The organism is Bacillus sp. OV322, from assembly GCF_900112495.1.
Lineage (GTDB): Bacteria > Bacillota > Bacilli > Bacillales > DSM-1321 > Peribacillus.
Genome location: NZ_FOMA01000007.1, coordinates 25,806 through 43,218 on the forward strand (window position 1 = coordinate 25,806; position 17,413 = coordinate 43,218).

Annotated in this window: 20 protein-coding genes; 7 read left to right on the forward strand and 13 right to left on the reverse strand. The window is 42.3% G+C overall.

What is annotated here, in order from left to right; genetic code table 11:
- Nucleotides 1-31: 31 nt before the first annotated feature.
- Entirely contained in the window at nt 32-256 is a 225-nt protein-coding gene (locus tag BM126_RS17150) for a hypothetical protein (protein ID WP_090990663.1), read from the forward strand.
- 43 nt (nt 257-299) lie between these two features.
- Here BM126_RS17150 and mutY read toward each other — a convergent pair whose 3' ends face one another.
- Nucleotides 300-1,409, reverse strand: coding sequence for an A/G-specific adenine glycosylase (mutY, locus tag BM126_RS17155; protein ID WP_090990664.1), 1,110 nt, complete (start codon nt 1,407-1,409; stop codon nt 300-302).
- Between the two features lie 210 nt (nt 1,410-1,619).
- Here mutY and BM126_RS17160 point away from each other — a divergent pair, with 210 nt between their 5' ends.
- Nucleotides 1,620-2,597 carry a metal-dependent hydrolase gene (locus BM126_RS17160; RefSeq protein ID WP_090990665.1) on the forward strand — a complete coding sequence of 326 codons (978 nt, stop codon included), beginning with the start codon at nt 1,620-1,622 and terminating at the stop codon, nt 2,595-2,597.
- 51 nt (nt 2,598-2,648) lie between these two features.
- On the opposite strand, the gene BM126_RS17165 is transcribed toward BM126_RS17160, so the two are convergent.
- Nucleotides 2,649-2,915, reverse strand: a complete 267-nt coding sequence (locus BM126_RS17165; RefSeq protein WP_090990666.1) for a YfhJ family protein — start codon at nt 2,913-2,915, stop codon at nt 2,649-2,651.
- 119 nt (nt 2,916-3,034) lie between these two features.
- Here BM126_RS17165 and BM126_RS17170 point away from each other — a divergent pair, with 119 nt between their 5' ends.
- A complete protein-coding gene (locus BM126_RS17170) occupies nt 3,035-3,202 on the forward strand; it encodes a small, acid-soluble spore protein K (protein WP_090990667.1) in 168 nt (55 codons plus the stop codon).
- Between the two features lie 42 nt (nt 3,203-3,244).
- Here BM126_RS17170 and BM126_RS17175 read toward each other — a convergent pair whose 3' ends face one another.
- A complete protein-coding gene (locus BM126_RS17175) occupies nt 3,245-3,571 on the reverse strand; it encodes a YfhH family protein (RefSeq protein WP_071351566.1) in 327 nt (108 codons plus the stop codon).
- A 40-nt stretch (nt 3,572-3,611) separates the two neighbouring features.
- Nucleotides 3,612-4,424 carry a recombination regulator RecX gene (recX, locus tag BM126_RS17180; RefSeq protein ID WP_090990668.1) on the reverse strand — a complete coding sequence of 271 codons (813 nt, stop codon included), beginning with the start codon at nt 4,422-4,424 and terminating at the stop codon, nt 3,612-3,614.
- A 128-nt stretch (nt 4,425-4,552) separates the two neighbouring features.
- On the opposite strand from recX, the gene BM126_RS17185 reads away from it, so the two are divergent.
- From BM126_RS17185 to BM126_RS17195, 3 genes are all read left to right on the forward strand, one after another.
- On the forward strand, nt 4,553-5,461 hold the full coding sequence (locus BM126_RS17185; protein WP_090990669.1) for a TIGR01777 family oxidoreductase: 909 nt from the start codon (nt 4,553-4,555) through the stop codon (nt 5,459-5,461).
- A gap of 57 nt (nt 5,462-5,518) precedes the next feature.
- Nucleotides 5,519-5,653 (forward strand): YfhE family protein, encoded by a 135-nt coding sequence (locus tag BM126_RS17190; RefSeq protein ID WP_083392138.1) that lies wholly within the window; start codon nt 5,519-5,521, stop codon nt 5,651-5,653.
- A 105-nt stretch (nt 5,654-5,758) separates the two neighbouring features.
- Complete coding sequence (locus BM126_RS17195; protein ID WP_071351569.1) at nt 5,759-5,947, forward strand: YfhD family protein; 189 nt, start codon at nt 5,759-5,761, stop codon at nt 5,945-5,947.
- Nucleotides 5,948-6,013: 66 nt separating this feature from the next.
- On the opposite strand, the gene BM126_RS17200 is transcribed toward BM126_RS17195, so the two are convergent.
- From BM126_RS17200 to BM126_RS17240, 9 genes are all read right to left on the reverse strand, one after another.
- Nucleotides 6,014-7,582: a fatty acid--CoA ligase gene (locus BM126_RS17200; protein WP_090990670.1), complete on the reverse strand. Its 1,569-nt coding sequence runs from the start codon at nt 7,580-7,582 to the stop codon at nt 6,014-6,016.
- 20 nt (nt 7,583-7,602) lie between these two features.
- Nucleotides 7,603-8,757, reverse strand: a complete 1,155-nt coding sequence (locus BM126_RS17205) for a thiolase family protein (RefSeq protein WP_090990671.1) — start codon at nt 8,755-8,757, stop codon at nt 7,603-7,605.
- Between the two features lie 21 nt (nt 8,758-8,778).
- Nucleotides 8,779-9,924 (reverse strand): acyl-CoA dehydrogenase family protein, encoded by a 1,146-nt coding sequence (locus tag BM126_RS17210; RefSeq protein WP_090990672.1) that lies wholly within the window; start codon nt 9,922-9,924, stop codon nt 8,779-8,781.
- Between the two features lie 44 nt (nt 9,925-9,968).
- Entirely contained in the window at nt 9,969-10,736 is a 768-nt protein-coding gene (locus BM126_RS17215) for a 3-hydroxyacyl-CoA dehydrogenase (RefSeq protein ID WP_090990673.1), read from the reverse strand.
- A 180-nt stretch (nt 10,737-10,916) separates the two neighbouring features.
- Entirely contained in the window at nt 10,917-11,840 is a 924-nt protein-coding gene (locus BM126_RS17220) for an HD-GYP domain-containing protein (protein ID WP_090990674.1), read from the reverse strand.
- Between the two features lie 99 nt (nt 11,841-11,939).
- The gene (locus BM126_RS17225) at nt 11,940-12,518 is read right to left on the reverse strand and encodes a hypothetical protein (protein WP_090990675.1); all 579 of its coding nucleotides are present in this window, start codon (nt 12,516-12,518) and stop codon (nt 11,940-11,942) included.
- Between the two features lie 196 nt (nt 12,519-12,714).
- Nucleotides 12,715-14,382, reverse strand: a complete 1,668-nt coding sequence (locus tag BM126_RS17230; protein WP_090990676.1) for an acyl-CoA dehydrogenase family protein — start codon at nt 14,380-14,382, stop codon at nt 12,715-12,717.
- A 3-nt stretch (nt 14,383-14,385) separates the two neighbouring features.
- Nucleotides 14,386-15,900: a class I adenylate-forming enzyme family protein gene (locus BM126_RS17235; protein ID WP_090990677.1), complete on the reverse strand. Its 1,515-nt coding sequence runs from the start codon at nt 15,898-15,900 to the stop codon at nt 14,386-14,388.
- Nucleotides 15,897-16,280: a MerR family transcriptional regulator gene (locus BM126_RS17240; RefSeq protein ID WP_090990678.1), complete on the reverse strand. Its 384-nt coding sequence runs from the start codon at nt 16,278-16,280 to the stop codon at nt 15,897-15,899. Before BM126_RS17240 ends, BM126_RS17235 begins: the two co-directional genes overlap by 4 nt.
- Nucleotides 16,281-16,464: 184 nt before the next feature.
- On the opposite strand from BM126_RS17240, the gene BM126_RS17245 reads away from it, so the two are divergent.
- A complete protein-coding gene (locus tag BM126_RS17245; RefSeq protein WP_177201493.1) occupies nt 16,465-17,349 on the forward strand; it encodes a cidABC operon transcriptional activator CidR in 885 nt (294 codons plus the stop codon).
- Nucleotides 17,350-17,413 lie beyond the last annotated feature (64 nt).

Here is a 17,413-nt window from a genome sequence, read left to right on the forward strand (position 1 = left end):
AAGAAAAATATAAAGAAAAAGGAGTGTTATTATGTACGTTGGCCGTGACATGACAGAATTATCATTATTGCCAAAATCCGATTGGGAAAAAAGCGAGCTAGCTTACTTTCATCATTCCCTGCAGCAAATGGTACCTTACCTGAACCAGGAAGGCCAGTCAATTCACAAGGAGATTGTGGAGGAAATTGAAAAACGCGGCGGCCTTCAAAGAAGTGAAGCCGATTATACACATGGCACCAATGAAAGCTATGATTGAGCTATGATGAAAGTAAGGGGAGCGGAATATTCCGCTTCCTTTTTCATTGGGAACTTCTATAACCCGCCATAATTTTCTGATGTGATACAGAAAATGCATATTGTTCTATTTCCTTTTCAGAAACCCATTTATACTGCTGACTTTCTAACAGCGTACTATCAATATTACTGCTTATTGTGCCTTTAAATGCATCGATTTTCCAGACAAGGTGAGAAAAAACATGATCAATTTCAGCTATCAATTCTCCAATATCAGCCGCTGCTTCAAAGAGCCTGCGAAATTCCTCTGAGAAGTATTCCCTTTTTGTCATAAGCTCAGTGTGTATTTCAAAGTTAGGGAATTCCCACAAATTTGCAAGCAGCCCCTCTGAAGGTCTCTTATGAATCAGGAATTCACCTTTTTCATTTGTCAGCACTGCAGCAACAAGCGGCACATTGCGTGTTTTTTTCTTTTTAATCTTGATGGGAAGCTCAGACTGTATGCCTTCCTGAAATGCCTGACAATGGCTGCGTACAGGACATAATAAACATGCGGGTGTTCCAGGCGTACATATCAAGGCACCCAGTTCCATTAAAGCCTGGTTAAAGAAAGATGGATGATCATGATCAATCAGACCCCTGACAGCCCTTTCGAACAATATCCTTGTTTTAGGCTTTGCAATATCTTCTTTAATCAAAAGAATTCGCGACAGTACCCGCATTACATTCCCGTCTACTGCCGGTTCAGCTTTTCCATAAGCAATGCTTAATATTGCGCCTGCCGTATAGGGACCCACACCTTTTAGTTTTGAAATTTCTTCCGGTTTATCAGGTACAATGCCGCCGTAGGCTTCTCTTACTTCCTTCGCGGCACTATGCAGGTTTCTGACACGGGAATAATATCCAAGCCCCTCCCAGGACTTAAGCACTTTTTCCTCATCTGCATCGGCGAAATCCTCAATTGTAGGGAACCAATCCATAAATCGGTTATAAAATGGGATAACAGTATCTACCCTTGTCTGCTGCAGCATAATTTCTGAAACCCATACCCTGTATGGATCGCTGTTTTTTCTCCATGGTAAATCTCTTTGTTCCTTTTCAAACCAGGAAAGCAAATCCTTCTGAAATTCAGTTATATTAATATCTGACAAACCCTGCAATTCTTTTTCCTTCACATTTGTTCCTCCGTGATGTTAAACTTCTTAAGAAAATGGGAATATATATATGAAATACTTTAAATCATTTAAAAGATGTACTTTTCTTTTATTGTAATATGTGTAAAGAATATGTCAAAATAAATTCTTTTGGCGAATACTAATTATATGAGCTATGATTACTCTTAACAATTATATATCAGACCGCTATTAAGCAGGGAGGTTACTTAGTTGGATACTGGCACTCACCTGGTCATGGGGATTGCTTTAGGAGGTCTTGCATCATTGGACCCAGCCTTAGGCGACACGTCAACAGCACATGCTATTATGGCTGGAACTATTATAGGCTCCCAGGCTCCGGATATTGACACGGTTTTAAAGCTCAGAAACAATGCTGTATATATACGAAATCACCGGGGAATAACTCATTCGATTCCCGCTGTACTGCTTTGGCCCATATTAATTACATTTACGATTTTTGCAGTAGTTCCTTCAGCAAATTTGCTGCATTTGTGGCTTTGGACCTTTCTTGCCGTTTTCCTGCATGTTTTTGTAGATATTTTCAACTCTTATGGCACCCAGGCTTTACGGCCAATTTCATCCAGATGGCTGGCACTTGGGGTTATTAATACCTTTGATCCCTTTATTTTCGGCCTTCATGCTGCAGCCCTCGTCCTGTGGGGATTAGGCTTCCCGCCGGGCTATACGTTTCTTGCCATGTACGGCATTTTAGTCATTTACTATTTTGCCCGATTCAAGGAGCAGCGATATATTAAAAGAGCTGTAAAGCAGCAGATTCCTGATGCTAAAAAAGTCATCCTTTCACCGACAATGAAATATCACCGGTGGAAAATCGCCGTCATTACAGGAAACAAATTCTATGTGGCTCGTGCAGAAAACGGATATGTTACGGTTCTTGACAAGTTTGACCGCCTCCCTCTGCCTGAAAGCAAAGTGCTTGACGCGGCAAAGCATGATAAAAATCTTGCGGCATTCCTTTCTTTTTCACCGGTTTACCGATGGGAAATCACGGCAGTGAAGGATTATTACGAGGTCCGCTTTATTGATTTGCGCTACCGCAGCAATGGCTTTTACCCATTTGTCGCCGTCGTCCATCTGGACCGGGACTTAAATATCCTTAACTCCTATACAGGCTGGATATTCAGTGAAGCAAAGCTCAGGAAAAAACTGAATTTAATTCCTTTTTAAATTCGATAATTTCGAAACAGAAAAAATCCTCCCTTAAAAGGGGGGATTTTTTTAATGCAGGTTATTTTTTTGATTCAATAAATGCTCATATTTAGGATTTCTTGCAATAAATTCATGCAGCCTGTCCCCGTAGTTATCAATCCATTGCTTAACGACTTTTGCAGTCATTTCTTCTCCGGCGTATTCATGCCCGGCCTTTGCATAAGTTGCTTCAAAATCCTCCCAAAGAAGCTCAACCCATGTCATAGCTTGATTGAACGTAATTTGATCGTTTTTCTCTAAAAGAGACTGAGTCAATCGTTCTTGGTATTCCTTCATTTCCCTCACCTCTACCCATTTATTTCTGCCCGGAAAGAATCATAATTTGAACTTCTTTACCCATACTAAGTGTACGCGGAAACGCGATTCTTTACATTGTGTTTGGAGGGAAAAAAACCATGAGAAACAAAGCCAAAAATTTCCCGAATCAAAACAATAATAAATTCGAGGGAGAGCCGAGGGCTAAAGCAGAGTATGCTTCTAAACGCCCGGATGGCAGCATTAATACCCATCCGCAGGAGCGGATGAGAGCCTCGAATGAAAGAACGTCCGACACACTTCGCTGACAAGTTGTTAACAGTCCAGAGGCTCAGCTGCCTCTGGATTTTTCAGATTTTCTTGGCAGGTACAAGCATTGAAATCGGCAGGGCTTCTTCTTCGCCGCTGCCGCTCATCCTATACCCCCACGCAAAAACCCCATTCAAATAATCCACTTTGAAGTATGTTCCGGGATCTCCTTCAATTTGATAAATTTCCCCAGGCAAGAAGTCTTCGGGATTTAATAAATATGCCTGCGCCATAACAGCCTTTCGTTCCAGCACTGCAAATTCGCTCACCATGCCAAGCTGCTCTGCTTTTCTTGCTTTTTCTTTTAAGGCTCCTATTTCCTGCCGCAGCTCATGCTCTGTCATTTGGCTGTATCTTACTTCACTCACTGAATAACACCTCTGCTTTTAAATGTGCTTGATAAGATTTTTAATCAATGTCTTCGGATTCATTCAGATACCGGTCAATTAACCCGATATCGAACCCCTTTCTATATAAAGCCTGCTTCATTCTCTGCCTGTACTCCGAGCCTGTGTATTTTTGATTCCGCCGGCTGATTTTCTCAGCCTGAAGGCTCAAGGCTTCCCATTCTTCTCCTTGGCTTTTCTCAACCTTAACGTCTCTTAAAGCTTCCATAATAATATCCCGCGAAAACCCTTTTCGCAACAGGTTTTGTTCAATCTTTTGCGAGAGAGCAGTTTTAGAAATATTCTTTTCTTTTTTTAACGATTTTTCGGCCAAACTCCGGGCATGTTCTATCTGCAGATCGATTGGGTATTCGTTCATTGCCTGCACTCTTACAGAGTCTGCTATTCCTTTTTCCTTTAGCTCCATATCTATCGTAAATGGCCCTTTATTTCCTCCATTTGCATATGTCCGGACAAATGCTTTCGCAAATTCAAGTTCATCTAAATATTTATAATGATACAATTTATGAATGGCTTCCTGGATAATTGGCTCCTCTGCTTCTTTCTTCTTTAAATAAAGCCGGACTTCTTTTTCAGACCTCATCCGGTGAGATAAATAATTCAGTGCCATAGTAAAAGCCTTCTGAATTTCATCATGATACTGGATATCGGCTAAATCAAACTCTTCCAGCTCCCTGCCCTTCTTAAGCTGAAACTTAATGAGTACTTCCTCGTCCACGCTAAAGGCATACTGTTCTCCTTTGCCATGGTCTATATATACATTATAACGGTCAGCCCGTTTTTTTTGAGTAGTGATTTTGGTGATTTTCGGCATAATTTTACCCCCTGCTTTAACTGTAACACATTCCATAGAAGGTTTACTTTTTTTAAAACTCCAATTACATGATACAGTTTTCTTAATCGGAAAATCTATATCCAATACAGTCATGAAGGAGTGTTTTTATGAAGATTGCCATTGCAGGCGGCAGCGGTTTTATTGGACGGGCAATAACTGAAGAACTGCGCGCCCAAGAGCATGACATCTGCATTCTGACAAGAAACCCTGATAAACATAAGCAAGCACAGGGAATTCGCTATATCAGATGGCTGCAAGAGGATGTCCATCCTGAAAAAGAACTGGAAGGCATCGATGCCTTCATTAATCTTGCTGGAGAATCATTAAACAGCGGACGATGGACACAGAAACGAAAACGGGAAATCGTTGAAAGCAGAATTGAAACTGCGGCAGAAATGACGAAGATTCTATCTCTCCTTAAAAAAAAGCCGGAATGTGTCATCAACGCGAGTGCAATCGGCTATTATCCGGTCTCGGAGAGCAGCACATACACAGAAAAAGAAACAAAAAGCGGGGATGGCTTCCTTGCAAGGACCGTTGTTCTCTGGGAAAAAGAAGCGAAAAAAGCCAAAGCATACTGCGGCAGGATAGTTATAGCCCGTTTTGGGGTTATACTGGGAATGGATGCAGGTGCCCTGCCAAGTATAATTATGCCATATAAGGTTTTTGCAGGAGGTACATTAGGAAGCGGCAGACAATGGCTTTCTTGGATTCATATCCATGATGCGGCAAGGGCTATTCAGTTTTGTTTGCAAAATGAAAACATTTCAGGCCCAATTAATCTGACAGCGCCTGCTCCCGTCAGAATGAAAGAGTTCGGCCAGACAGCTGCAGAAGTCCTGCACAGGCCACATTGGCTCCCTGTCCCTTCCATTGCCCTAAAAACGGTGATGGGAGAAATGAGCAGCATGGTTTTAGAAGGACAATGCGTCATGCCAGATGTATTACTTTCTCATTCTTTCACATTTGACTATCCCCTATTAAAAGGAGCACTTGAACAGTTACTTGATAAATGATCATATTCAGGTATTGGATTTCATTTCTATGGAAAAAATACAGGTAATGAACAGGAGATGATATCATTGGAAGCTAAAAAAAAGGATAGAACAAAAAGTACTTTAACAAGCACACAGGCAGTATTATACGCCAGAGAGTTCAAACACGCAGACCGTGCTGGCGGATTTGATGTTAAAAGGGGAAAACGCTAAGGAATTTTTGGAGGCAATTACCTGACATTTAAACAGCCATCCTGCTAACAATAATATTGAAGTGATATACTTCAAAAAGATTTTCTCTATGGGAGGCTGCTTAACATGGGAAGAAACAGCATTCATAAAAACCGCGATAAAAACAAGCAAAAACTTCCGCAGGTGCCTGCAGAAATGAAGCATGATGGTTTAGATGTTGAATTTTCACAAGAGCTTGCTGATCAAAATGACCTGGAAGCCCAAAAGCGGTCAGATGCCGCAGATATGCGGGCAAAAAAGAGAAAACAGAAGTAAACTTGCAGGGAGCATTTATTGCTCCCTGTTTGTTAAATGGGATTTCAAAATACTCCCCTTGTATGTTTACTTATTGCTTCCGGTAATGATTTGCCCAATTTCCTTGCGCAGCATGAATTTTTGTACTTTCCCGCTCGCATTTCTCGGCAATGATTCACAGAATATATATTTTCGGGGACGTTTATAATTTGCCAGGCTGCGGCTGTTCTTGCACCATTCTTCCAGTTCTGCTTCTGTCAGTTCAGAGTCTTTAGCCACTACAAAGGCAGTGACCGTTTCTCCCCACCTGTCATCTGGCTGCCCGATTACTGCACAATCCAGCACACCTTTGTGTCCAAACAGTGTATCCTCCACTTCCCTTGGATAGATATTTTCCCCGCCGGAGATAATCATATCATCCACTCTGTCCTTTACCCATAAATACCCTTCATCGTCTAAGTAGCCAATGTCTCCCGAATGGTACCACCCCTTATAAAGGGCTTTTTCATTAGCTTCATCCCTTTGATAATATCCGCTCATCATACAGGGCCCTTTGACAAGTATCTCCCCGGTTTCAAAAGCTGGCAGCACATCATCAGGATCAGAAGGTCCGTCCTCAGAAGGCCGGACTATGATAATTTCATGGCCGGAGCATGCCTTGCCGGCCGATCCTGCTTTCCTTATTTGATTTTCTTCCGCAAGAAGTGTAATGGCTGGCCCCATTTCGGTCATCCCATATGCCTGGACAAGCTCGACTCCCAATTTTTCACGGCAGGCCATAATTAATGCGGGAGCCATTGGTGCGGCACCATACAGTCCCAGCTTCAAGCTTTTTAGAGAATATTGGCTGAGGTCCTCTTGAAGGAGCATATTCCACATAGCTGGAGCTGCAAATAGCTTTGTGATGCCTTCACTTTCGATTAAACGCAGCACTTCCTTCGGCTGAAATCCATGCACCACAACATTACCTGCACCAGACTGTATACGTGGAAGGAACGCACAATGAAGTTCAGCACAATGAAACATGGGAGCTGCAATTAAGCCCACATCATGCTGATCCAATTTCGTCGCCTCTTTCAGAATTTTGCTTTGCTCTGCCATCTCCCTGTGCCTGTGAAGGACTCCCTTAGGCCGGCCAGTGGTGCCGCTAGTATACATAATGGCGTAAATATCATCTTCTTTAACACTGCCTGTTATTTCGGATACTTTTGCTTGCTTTATTTTCTGCTGAAAGTCTGCTGCATAGGAAGGGGGATTATCATCGATGTACCAGAAACTTGTATCAGTAAACCGGCCTTCAATATCGTCAATGACAATTCTCAGGGCACTTTCAAATAGCAGGATTTTGGGCTTGGCATCCTTCAAAATATATGAAACTTCTTCAGGCATCAGCCGGAAATTTATCGGATTAAATACCGCTCCGATCTTAGCGCAGGCAAAAAAGGCTGCTGCAAGCTCTTCGTTATTGTATAAAAAGACAGAAACCCGATCGCCCTTCTGTATACCCTCAGCTATGAAAGCATGTGCCAGGGCATGGATTCTTTCGCTCCACTCCCTGTAGGTGTAACGGACATTTCTCCTTACATCATATATGGCCTCTTTATCCGGAAATCGTTCTGCTGCCGCGTCAAAAATTTCTCCAATAGTAGCCTCCATGATATTCCCCCATTTTCTTTTTATAAGTCTAACCGTTCAATAATCGTTGCATTTGCCATCCCGTTTCCTTCACACATGGTCTGCAGCCCGTATCTGCCATTGGAACGTTCAAGTTCATGCATAAGCGAAACAAGCAGCCGCGCTCCGCTTCCCCCTAAAGGATGGCCAATAGCTATCGCACCTCCGTTTGGATTCAGTTTGCTCGGATCTGCCCCAAGTTCTTTCAGCCATGCTAGGGGAACAGGGGCAAAAGCTTCATTCACTTCAAAAATATCTATGTCCTCAAGCTTCAGTCCTGAGTTTTCAAGTACTTTCTTTGTAGCAGGTATAGGCCCTGTCAGCATCAGTGTCGGATCGGAACCTACTATGGCCCTCGTATGAATCTTAAAGCGAGGCTTTAGCCCAAGCTCCATTGCTTTATTTCTTTCCATGAGCAAAACGGCTGCTGCCCCGTCACTGATTTGGCTTGAATTTCCTGCATGTATCAGGCCGTCTTCTTTAAAAACTGTTTTTAAACCTGCTAATGCCTCTAATGTCGTTTCGCTCCGCGGACCTGAATCTTCCATCATAAATGACCTTTCACCAGAATCATCCAAAACCTCTACTGGAAGGATTTCTCTTTCAAAATAGCCGGCATTTCTGGCTTTAATCGCTTTTTCATGGCTTTGAAGTGCAAACAGGTCACATTCTTCGCGGGTCAGGCCATACTTTTCGGCAATGAGCTCTGCTGATATACCTTGATGAACCATTTCATAGCGGTTTTTTAAGCTTGCGCTGAGTCCTGCACCCTGATAATTGCTGCCCATCGGAACTCTCGACATACTTTCCACTCCGCCAGCAGCCACCACATCCATGTCACCGGATAAAATGGCCTGTGAGGCAAAATGGACAGCCTGCTGGCTTGAGCCGCATTGCCTGTCGATTGTTGTTCCGGGAACTTCAATTGGAAAGCCTGCTATCAAAGCGGCTGTCCGCGCAATATTACCTGCCTGCTCACCAGTTTGGGTTACGCATCCCAAAATCACATCCTCTATGATATGAGGACTAATTCCGGCTCTTACAGCCAGATTTCTCAAAACCGTGGCGGCCAGATCATCAGGCCTCACATTCTTAAGCAGGCCATTACGTCTTCCAACAGGTGTGCGGATTCCTTCTACAATAACAACTTCACGCATTGAGCACCCTTCCTTTCATATCTATAAACCGAGTCTTTTGGCAATGATGCCTTTCATGACCTCATTGGTTCCTGCATAAATACTGGCAACAGGAATATCCCGATATCTCCTGGCAATTTTATATTCTTCCATATAGCCGTAACCGCCATGAAGCTGCATGCATTCCATGGAAATCCGTCTAGCTGTTTCCGTCAATTTCCACTTAGCCATGGAAACCTTGGTTACGATATCTTCTCCTGCAAGATGGCTTGCAATCAGGCTATCAAGGAATGTACGCCCCATTTCTATTTCTGTTGCCATCTCTGCCATTTTAAATTGGGTATTCTGGAATTTCCCGATTGCTTTTCCAAAGGCTTCCCGGTTCTTCACATATTCCAGGGTATCAGCAACCATCTCCTCTGCTGCGACTTGGGCTGCGATCGCTACAATAAGCCGTTCTTGCTGGAGCTTTTCCATTAAATATAAAAAGCCGCTGCCTTCTTCGCCAATCAGATTCTCTTTTGGCACCTCACAGTCCTCGAAGATTAGCTCCGCCGTATCCTGGCAGTGAAGGCCGACCTTGTTCAATTTCCTTCCTCTTGAAAACCCGGGATTATTCCGCTCGACAGCAAGCAGGCTGATTCCTTTATGCTTTGGCACTGCTTTTGAATTTGTTTTACAAGCCACGATGACCAAATCAGCATGAATTCCATTTGTGATAAAGGTTTTCTGCCCATTCAATATATAGCGGTCTCCATCAAGAAAAGCCGTTGCAGAGATATTAGCAAGATCTGAACCGGTCCCTGGCTCTGTCATGGCTATTGCTGTAATGATTTCGCCCTTCGTACATCCCGGAAGCCATTTCTCTTTTTGATAGGCTGTCCCGTAACTGGCAATATAGGGAACCGCAATGTCACTGTGAAGTCCGATTCCTACTAACCCTGAACCCACACGCTCAAGCTCTTCATTAATGATGACGGAATATCCCCAATCCGTTTCCGAGCCTCCATATTCTTCAGGAAGATCAGGACAAAGAAATCCTTGCTTGCCCATCTTTTCCCAAAAAGAACGGGGGACGATCCTATTACTTTCCCATTCATCATAGAAGGGATATGCCTCTTTTTCCAAAAATCTCCGAAATGACTTGCGGAAGATTTCATGTTCATCAAACAAATAAGGATGCTTCATCCTTTCAACTCCCTGGTATTAATGTAAACGCTTACTAATTTTACCTATTTAGGCTGCATCCTGATGGCCCCGTCCAGCCTGATTGTCTCGCCATTTAACATGGGGTTCTCAACAATGCTTTCAGCGAGTTTTGCAAATTCAGCAGGCATTCCCAATCTCGGGGGAAAAGGCACTGTTTTGCCAAGTGCAGTACGGGCATCCTCGGGCAGCCCGTCAAACATTGGAGTAGAAAATAAACCAGGGGCAATCGACATTACCCTGATTCCGTATGCGGCCAATTCCCGGGCAATCGGAAGGGTCATACTGATAATTCCTCCCTTAGAAGCGCTATAAGCCGCCTGGCCAATTTGCCCTTCAAAGGCTGCTGCAGATGCTGTATTAATAATGACTCCCCGTTCTCCCCATTCATTTTCTTCATTATGTATCATCTTCTCCGCTGCAAGGCGGATTACATTAAAGGTTCCAATTAAGTTTATTTCAATGACTTTTGAGAAATCCTCAAGATTATGAGCTCCCCTTTTCCCAACCGTTTTTTGCCCAATTGCGATACCTGCACAATTGATAACAGCCTGTAATGAAGAGAACTTATCTATGGCTGCTCCTATTGCTGCAGTCACTTCCTGTTCATTTGTAACATCCGTTTCTATGAATAATACAGCATCCCCCAATTCTTTCTGCAATCTTTCTCCCTTCTCAATGGAAAGATCAAGAATGGCTGCTTTCCCGCCCTTTTTAACAATCTTCCTGACTACCGCTTCACCAAGGCCAGAAGCACCGCCGGTTACAAGTGCCGAGCATCCTGCTATCTCCATCACTGCCTCCTTGAATATTAAATTTTCAAAATCTTTAGAATACATCTTCATTTTAACTCAATACAAACATACCTGCATAGAATAAAGTTTTTAAATTTTAATCACAGCTAATCCATAGCTAACTGATATCCCATTGAATCCTTTTGAACTATAAAAAGACACAAAAATAAGCAAGACAGGCTACTCTTCCCGCTTGCTTTCGATCTTTCCTTCTTCTATAAGCACCTTTTCCAAGGCATCGACTATTTCAGGCTCATAATGAGTGCCTGCCATGCTCTTAATTTCATCCATGGCGTATTGTGCAGTATGGGCCTTCCTATACGCCCTATCCTCTGTCATTGCATCAAAAGTGTCACTTACCGCAATGATCTTAGCCTGAAGAAGAATGTCATCACCTTTTAAACCATGCGGATATCCTGATCCATTTAACCTCTCATGATGCTGTTCAATGATCTTCGCAAGATGCTTATAGCTGGTTTTCATCACCATTTCAGCACCATCACCCGGATGCTTTTTAATCACATCAAATTCTTCTTTTGTGAGTTTGCCGGGTTTATTGAGGATTTCGATTGGAATATTGACCTTGCCGATATCATGGAGTTCTGCAGCTAGGTATAACATCTTAAGCTGCTTATTTTGCATATTTAAGACCTTTGCAATTTTCACAGAATATTGAGCTACCCTTTCACTATGTTTAAATGTATATGGATCTCTATTTTCCGCATCATTAATAATCTTTCTCAAATTAGCTATATCTGAACTAACTTCATAAAAAGCAGGCTCTGTTATTACCCAAAGATAAGTTACATCTGTTTTTGCCTCAAAGTAAACGACCTGATTCAATCCTTGTGCTGAATAGGAATCTTTCGGACCAAGTAGAACCTTAATTCCATCTTCGTCAAGTTCAATATTACCGCTTAATATATAAATAAATTCCATAACTTCTGGATTATCTGAAGGGTATAAATAGAACATTTTATCCTTTTTTATACTTTGAAGCATTATTTCTACTCCATCTCCTTGCTCTAATAAGCTTAGTTCGGTGGAGTTATTTTTTACCTTTTCTAAATAAGAGCCTTTTTTTATTACTTTTAATCCTTTCATATCAGCTCTCCCTTTCGAGCAAAAGTAAAATGGGTTCCGAAAACAGAACCCATTTTTACTTAATCTTACCTTATTCAGCTATTCATTCACAAGAACATTTTAGTGGCCGACTACCTGAATCGGGTCAATCCATACTAATTTATGGGCAATTTTCACCAGTTTAAGTTCACATTGTGCAGATACGCCTAATTCAGCTGCTTTTTGGATGGCTTGTGCAGTTATATCTGAAGTAAGTGTGTCAAGGGCAGAGATTAATGCATTTAAATTGCTGTTATATTTATCAGTAAGGCCAGCAAAATCACTTGATTTTTCCTTAAGGATGTTTTCAGATAAAGCCAGTTCATTATCAATAGGAGCAAGTTCTGCTCTGATAGAATCAGCTTTTGCTGAATCAGTTTCAGCAACCAATGCTGCTTCTAGCTTAGATTGTTCATTTCTCAACGAGATAAAAGCGTCTGCGCCTTCAATGTCTTTGATATCTTCAAAATACTTGCTTTGAAGTTCGTCAGCTGCAGCTGAGGCATTTTGAATTTCATTATCGATTTGGGCATTTTTTGCATCAATCAGATTCAAAGCCTTTTGTGTGTCGGTGTCGGTATTCTCTGCAGCAAATGCTCCTGAGCCAAAAGCCAATGTAAGAAAAACGGTAAATAAAAGCAAAGCACTCTTTTTAAACATTCAATTCCCTCCATGTCTGCATAATAAAGCCCTATCCAAGTCTATCATTCTATCAAAAGGAAGAAAGCGCCTGCAGATTTTTCTAGTATTTTTTACCATTATATCCTTATTTCCACTGTTTTTCTACATAATTTTACTTCCTTCACAACAGACAGAATTATCTATCATTTCTAAATAATCTTGATCTACAAGATATTTATTGTTGCCGGGGGTTTAAAACAATTTCCTCAAAATATTCTACAGTCCTTAAGTTATCCTTTAAAGTAAATGAATTCTCCCAGGTTTCTTCTATAAAGACCTCCATCACTTTTATAGCGCGTCCTTCATTTTTATGAGCATATTCAAGGGCTATGATACTTTCAAAGATTTCTGTCATCCGTTTAGCTATTTTCTTTGCATGAAAGGTTTTGTGATCATGCGTGGCGATGCTTAACGCATCCAGCTGTTGTCTCAGCTCTGTAATAGCGGATGACACTGGAATGGTCCACTTTTGCGATATTGAGGATACAGCTTCAAGCCTACTCTCCATTTCTTGGATAAATATGGTGTGTGCCCCGGATTTTTCAATGAGCCGAAGCACTTCAAGTCCCAAAATATTGGCCGTTCCCTCCCAAACAGTAAGCACTTGGGCATCGCGAAGCAGCCTCGGAGTCACAAAGTCTTCAATAAAGCCGTTTCCTCCGTGCATTTCAATGGCTTCGTGTGCGAAGTGAATGGCCTGCTCTGCTGTTTCCTTTTTTAATAAAGCAATATATAAACGGTTAAGCACCCTTGCTTCCTCACCGCTTTGATTTTTTCCGCCCATAACATCATCAAACAGCGGCAAGTAAGTAAATACTGCCCGCATTTCTATTTCATGCTTCACAGCCAGTTTCACAAGTGAATCCTTCACCATTGGAAAGTCAGTGAGAACCTGGCCGAATGCCTGCCTGTTCTGGCTATACCGCACAGCCTCCTGGTAAGCGCGGCGCATAATTCCAAGTGATGCAACTGCATTGCAGACTCTTGATAGATTAAGAGCTTCCATCATATAATAGAAGCCCTTTGAAGGATCTCCAACAACAAAAGCCTTCGCCCCATTAAATTCTACCTCGGCAGAAGGAACAGCCCGGACACCAAGCTTATCTTTCAGTCTCCGGATGGATATCCCATTCAATGTGCCATCTTCTTTTCTCCATGGAACTGCAAAAAGGGTCAGTCCCCTGCTTCCGGAAGGTGCTCCCTCTTTCCTTGCAAGCACCATCGCTACCCCGCACATTCCTGCATTTGAGGCAAAATACTTTTCCCCATAAAGCAAATATTCCTCACCGTTCCTGATTGCTTTCGTTTCATTTGCTCCTACATCAGACCCTCCCTGCCGTTCTGTCAAAAAGGTAGCCCCTTCATACAAAGGCGCCTCCCCTGTAGACAGCACATGGGGCAAAAAGCGGCTTTTCAGCTGTTCACTTCCGTAATGGCTAAGCAGGTAAGCAGTCGCCATGCTTAAGGTTACAGGGCAATAAAAGCCCGGTTCTGTCTGTGACAGGAGATATCCCTGAGCATAAGAATAGATATAGTTCCCTTTTTTCTGCAGCTCAGGCACAGGTTTATGGACATACCCCACAATGCCGGTTTTATAGGTATCTTCAACGGTTTTCTTATACCCCTCATTTACCCGCACTTCAGAGATATCCTCCCCGTAGGCGTCATATTTAATTAACTGCGGCTGCCCTTCACGATCTGTATAACGGGCACGTTCATCGATTTCATTGGCACATATACGGCCAAAATCTGTTAATTGCTCTTTGGCATAGGCATAGAAATCAGGGTCCAGCAGCTCCCTCAGCAAGTCTTGAAATATAGGGTCATCCGTATAGAAATTCATCCATCATACCTCCAATTGCTTCTTTCTTAATACCTGCTTCAGTACCTTGCCAGTCGCGTTTCTTGGCAGAGCCTCACAAGTTTCATACAGCCTTGGCAGCTTAAAGGCAGCAAGCTTTCCATATAAAAATTCCTGAAATTCCTCCTGGAGGTTTTCTGGTTTTTCTGACATCACCATAACCGCTTTCACCGTTTCTCCCCATTCAGGATGAGACACCCCAATGACTGCAGCCTCTATAACAGACGGATGCTTTAGCAGCTCTTCTTCAATTTCCTTTGGATATACATTTACTCCGCCTGAGATGATGACATCCTTTTTGCGGTCGATAATCCACACATACCCGTCCCGGTCCATCCTTCCAATGTCGCCGGTACGGATCCACTTTCCAAAATAAGCATGGTCTGTTTCAGCTGGATCACCATAATATCCTTTCATATTACCTTCACTGTATAAGAGTATTTCCCCCGCTTCACCCACATTGACATCATATCCTGAATGATCAGCGATACGGAACTCCGTGCCCAGTGCCCCTCGTTTCCCTATGCTTCCCGCCTTCTTATCGTGATCTTCGGGCAGCAGAAGCATACCTGTAGGGCCAGACTCCGTTAATCCATACACACAGTAGAGATGTTTGGTCTGCAGCTTCTCTTGAATGAATCTAACATCCTTTTCAGGAAGCGGAGCACCTCCGTATACCCAGCACTTCATCGATGCAAGGTTATATTCTGCAAGCCCCGGCTGTTTTGCCGTAAGCAGATAGGCTACAGGAGCGCCGAAAAAATGAGTGATTTTTTCTTTTTGAACCAAATTCAAAAGAAGTTCCGGGGTAAAGACTTCAGATAAAACATGAGCAGCGCCTGCGTAGGTTCCTGCTACAAGAAACAAATGCAGAGGCGCAGAGTGACTGAGTGGCATCATGTGCAGGATTCTGCTTTCTGGTTTATAGCTCATTTCCAAACACATCATTATGGCGGCAGCTAGGATATTGCGGTTTGTAAACAGTACTCCCTTTGGTTTGCCGGTTGTACCGGAAGTATACAGGATGGCAGCTTCATCATCTTCAGAAAGAGTGCATGCTATTTCGGAGGTATCTCCCTGCTTAAGAAGAAAGTCAAAAGAGCGCCACCCTTCCTCCTGTTTTCCTGTTTTTATAGAAATCAGTGCTGGATGGCCGGCAAATGCTGCTGATACCTTCACGCTATCATGAATGATTACAGCACTGGCATTACAATGGGAAATAATATATTCAAGTTCGATTACAGACAATTTGGCATGCACCGGGACAACGACAGCTCCCAGCCGCTGAACTGCAAAATAACTTATGACAAATTCAAGGCAGTTAGGCAGAATAAGGACCACTTTATCACCAGCGGCAATTTTCAGCTCCCTTAAGGAAGAGGCGAGGAGATTGGAGTATTCATTAAGCTGTTTATGGCTGATTCTTTCTTTATTTATTATGACTGCTTCCTTATGCGGGTATTTCCTTGCATTCCTTGACAGCAATTCAGAAATATTCATATATTTTCTCCCCTTAGCATCATAAGTTTTTCTTTGAAATCAACCATAAGAAGGCTGATTTCTTCTTTTATTTCCTCTAGCTCCTTAATCCGCTGAGTCACCTCCTCTAATTTTTGCTCACCATAAACAACCGTCCTTTCAAGCTGCTGTATTCCAGTCCTGTCCTTATCAAACAGCAGCACCATGTCCTTAATTTCTTCAAGCGAAAAACCAAAGCGCTTTCCCCGAAGAATCAATCTTAGAAGAGCATATTCCTTATTCGTGTAGATTCTGTTTCCATTAGATGACCGCTTGGGATGAAGCAATCCAAGCTCTTCATAATAGCGTATTGTCCGCGAAGTCAGTTTAAATTCCCTTGCAAGGTTTGTAATTGTATACATGGAAATACCACTCTTTATCCCAAATTTTGTTATAAACATCATAGCATTTACGTTAACGTAAATATCAATAGAAGAAATCAATTAATTTCTAAAAATTCATGAAAATTTGTTTGTTTTATAAAAGAGGGATTACAAGGTAGAATAAGGACAGATAGGAATGAAAGAATTTAAGCGGGTGAAAGCATTGGATATCAAGCATTTGCAATATTTTATTGAAGTCAGCAATTATAGAAGCTTTACTCGTGCTGCCGATCATTTGTTCATCACACAGCCGACAATCAGCAAAATGATTAAAAACCTGGAAAACGAACTTGGTGTTGAGCTTTTTGACCGCTCAAAGAAAACCCTGACTCTGACAGACGCAGGGCGTGTTGTGCTCGAACAGGCTAAGCTGATCGATAAAGCTTTCCGAAACTTGGAAGTCGAAATGGAAAACTTGCTGGAACTGAAGAAAGGCCACATCCGAATCGGGCTTCCGCCTATCATTGATCCTTCCTTCTTTCCGGAAATCATGGGCAAATTTCATGATAAATACCCAAGCATTACCTTTCAGCTAGTTGAAGAGGGCTCAAAAAAAATCGAAGAATCCATAGCAAATGATGTCCTGGACATTGGTGTCATTGTTCTTCCGGCTAAAAACAATCAATTTCATTCTTTTTCCTTTTTAAAAGAAGATATTAAACTGATCCTTCATCCCTCGCATCCTCTCGCAAATGAAGCAGAAATCAATCTTTCACAGCTCAGCGAGGATTCATTTATCTTATTTAATAAAGATTTTGTCCTGCGCGACTTGATAATTTCCTCCTGTAATCGTGCCGGATTCAATCCATCTATTCTTTCAGAAAGTTCCCGATGGGATTTTATTGAAGAAATGGTTGCATGCAAGCTTGGTGTTGCACTTCTTCCGGAAAGCATCTGCCGGAACCTTCATCAAAACGTGCGTGCCGTTAAAATATCCGAGCCATCAATCAGCTGGAACCTTGGTTTTATCTGGAGAAATGGACAGTATCTTTCCTACGCAGCAAAAGAATGGCTAAGATTCACCCAGAAGCTTCTTGAGAGTAACTGATATGGGCGATTTTCAAAAGAAATCGCTTTTTTCAGGTATTCTCTTTTTGTATAATTGAAAGCAT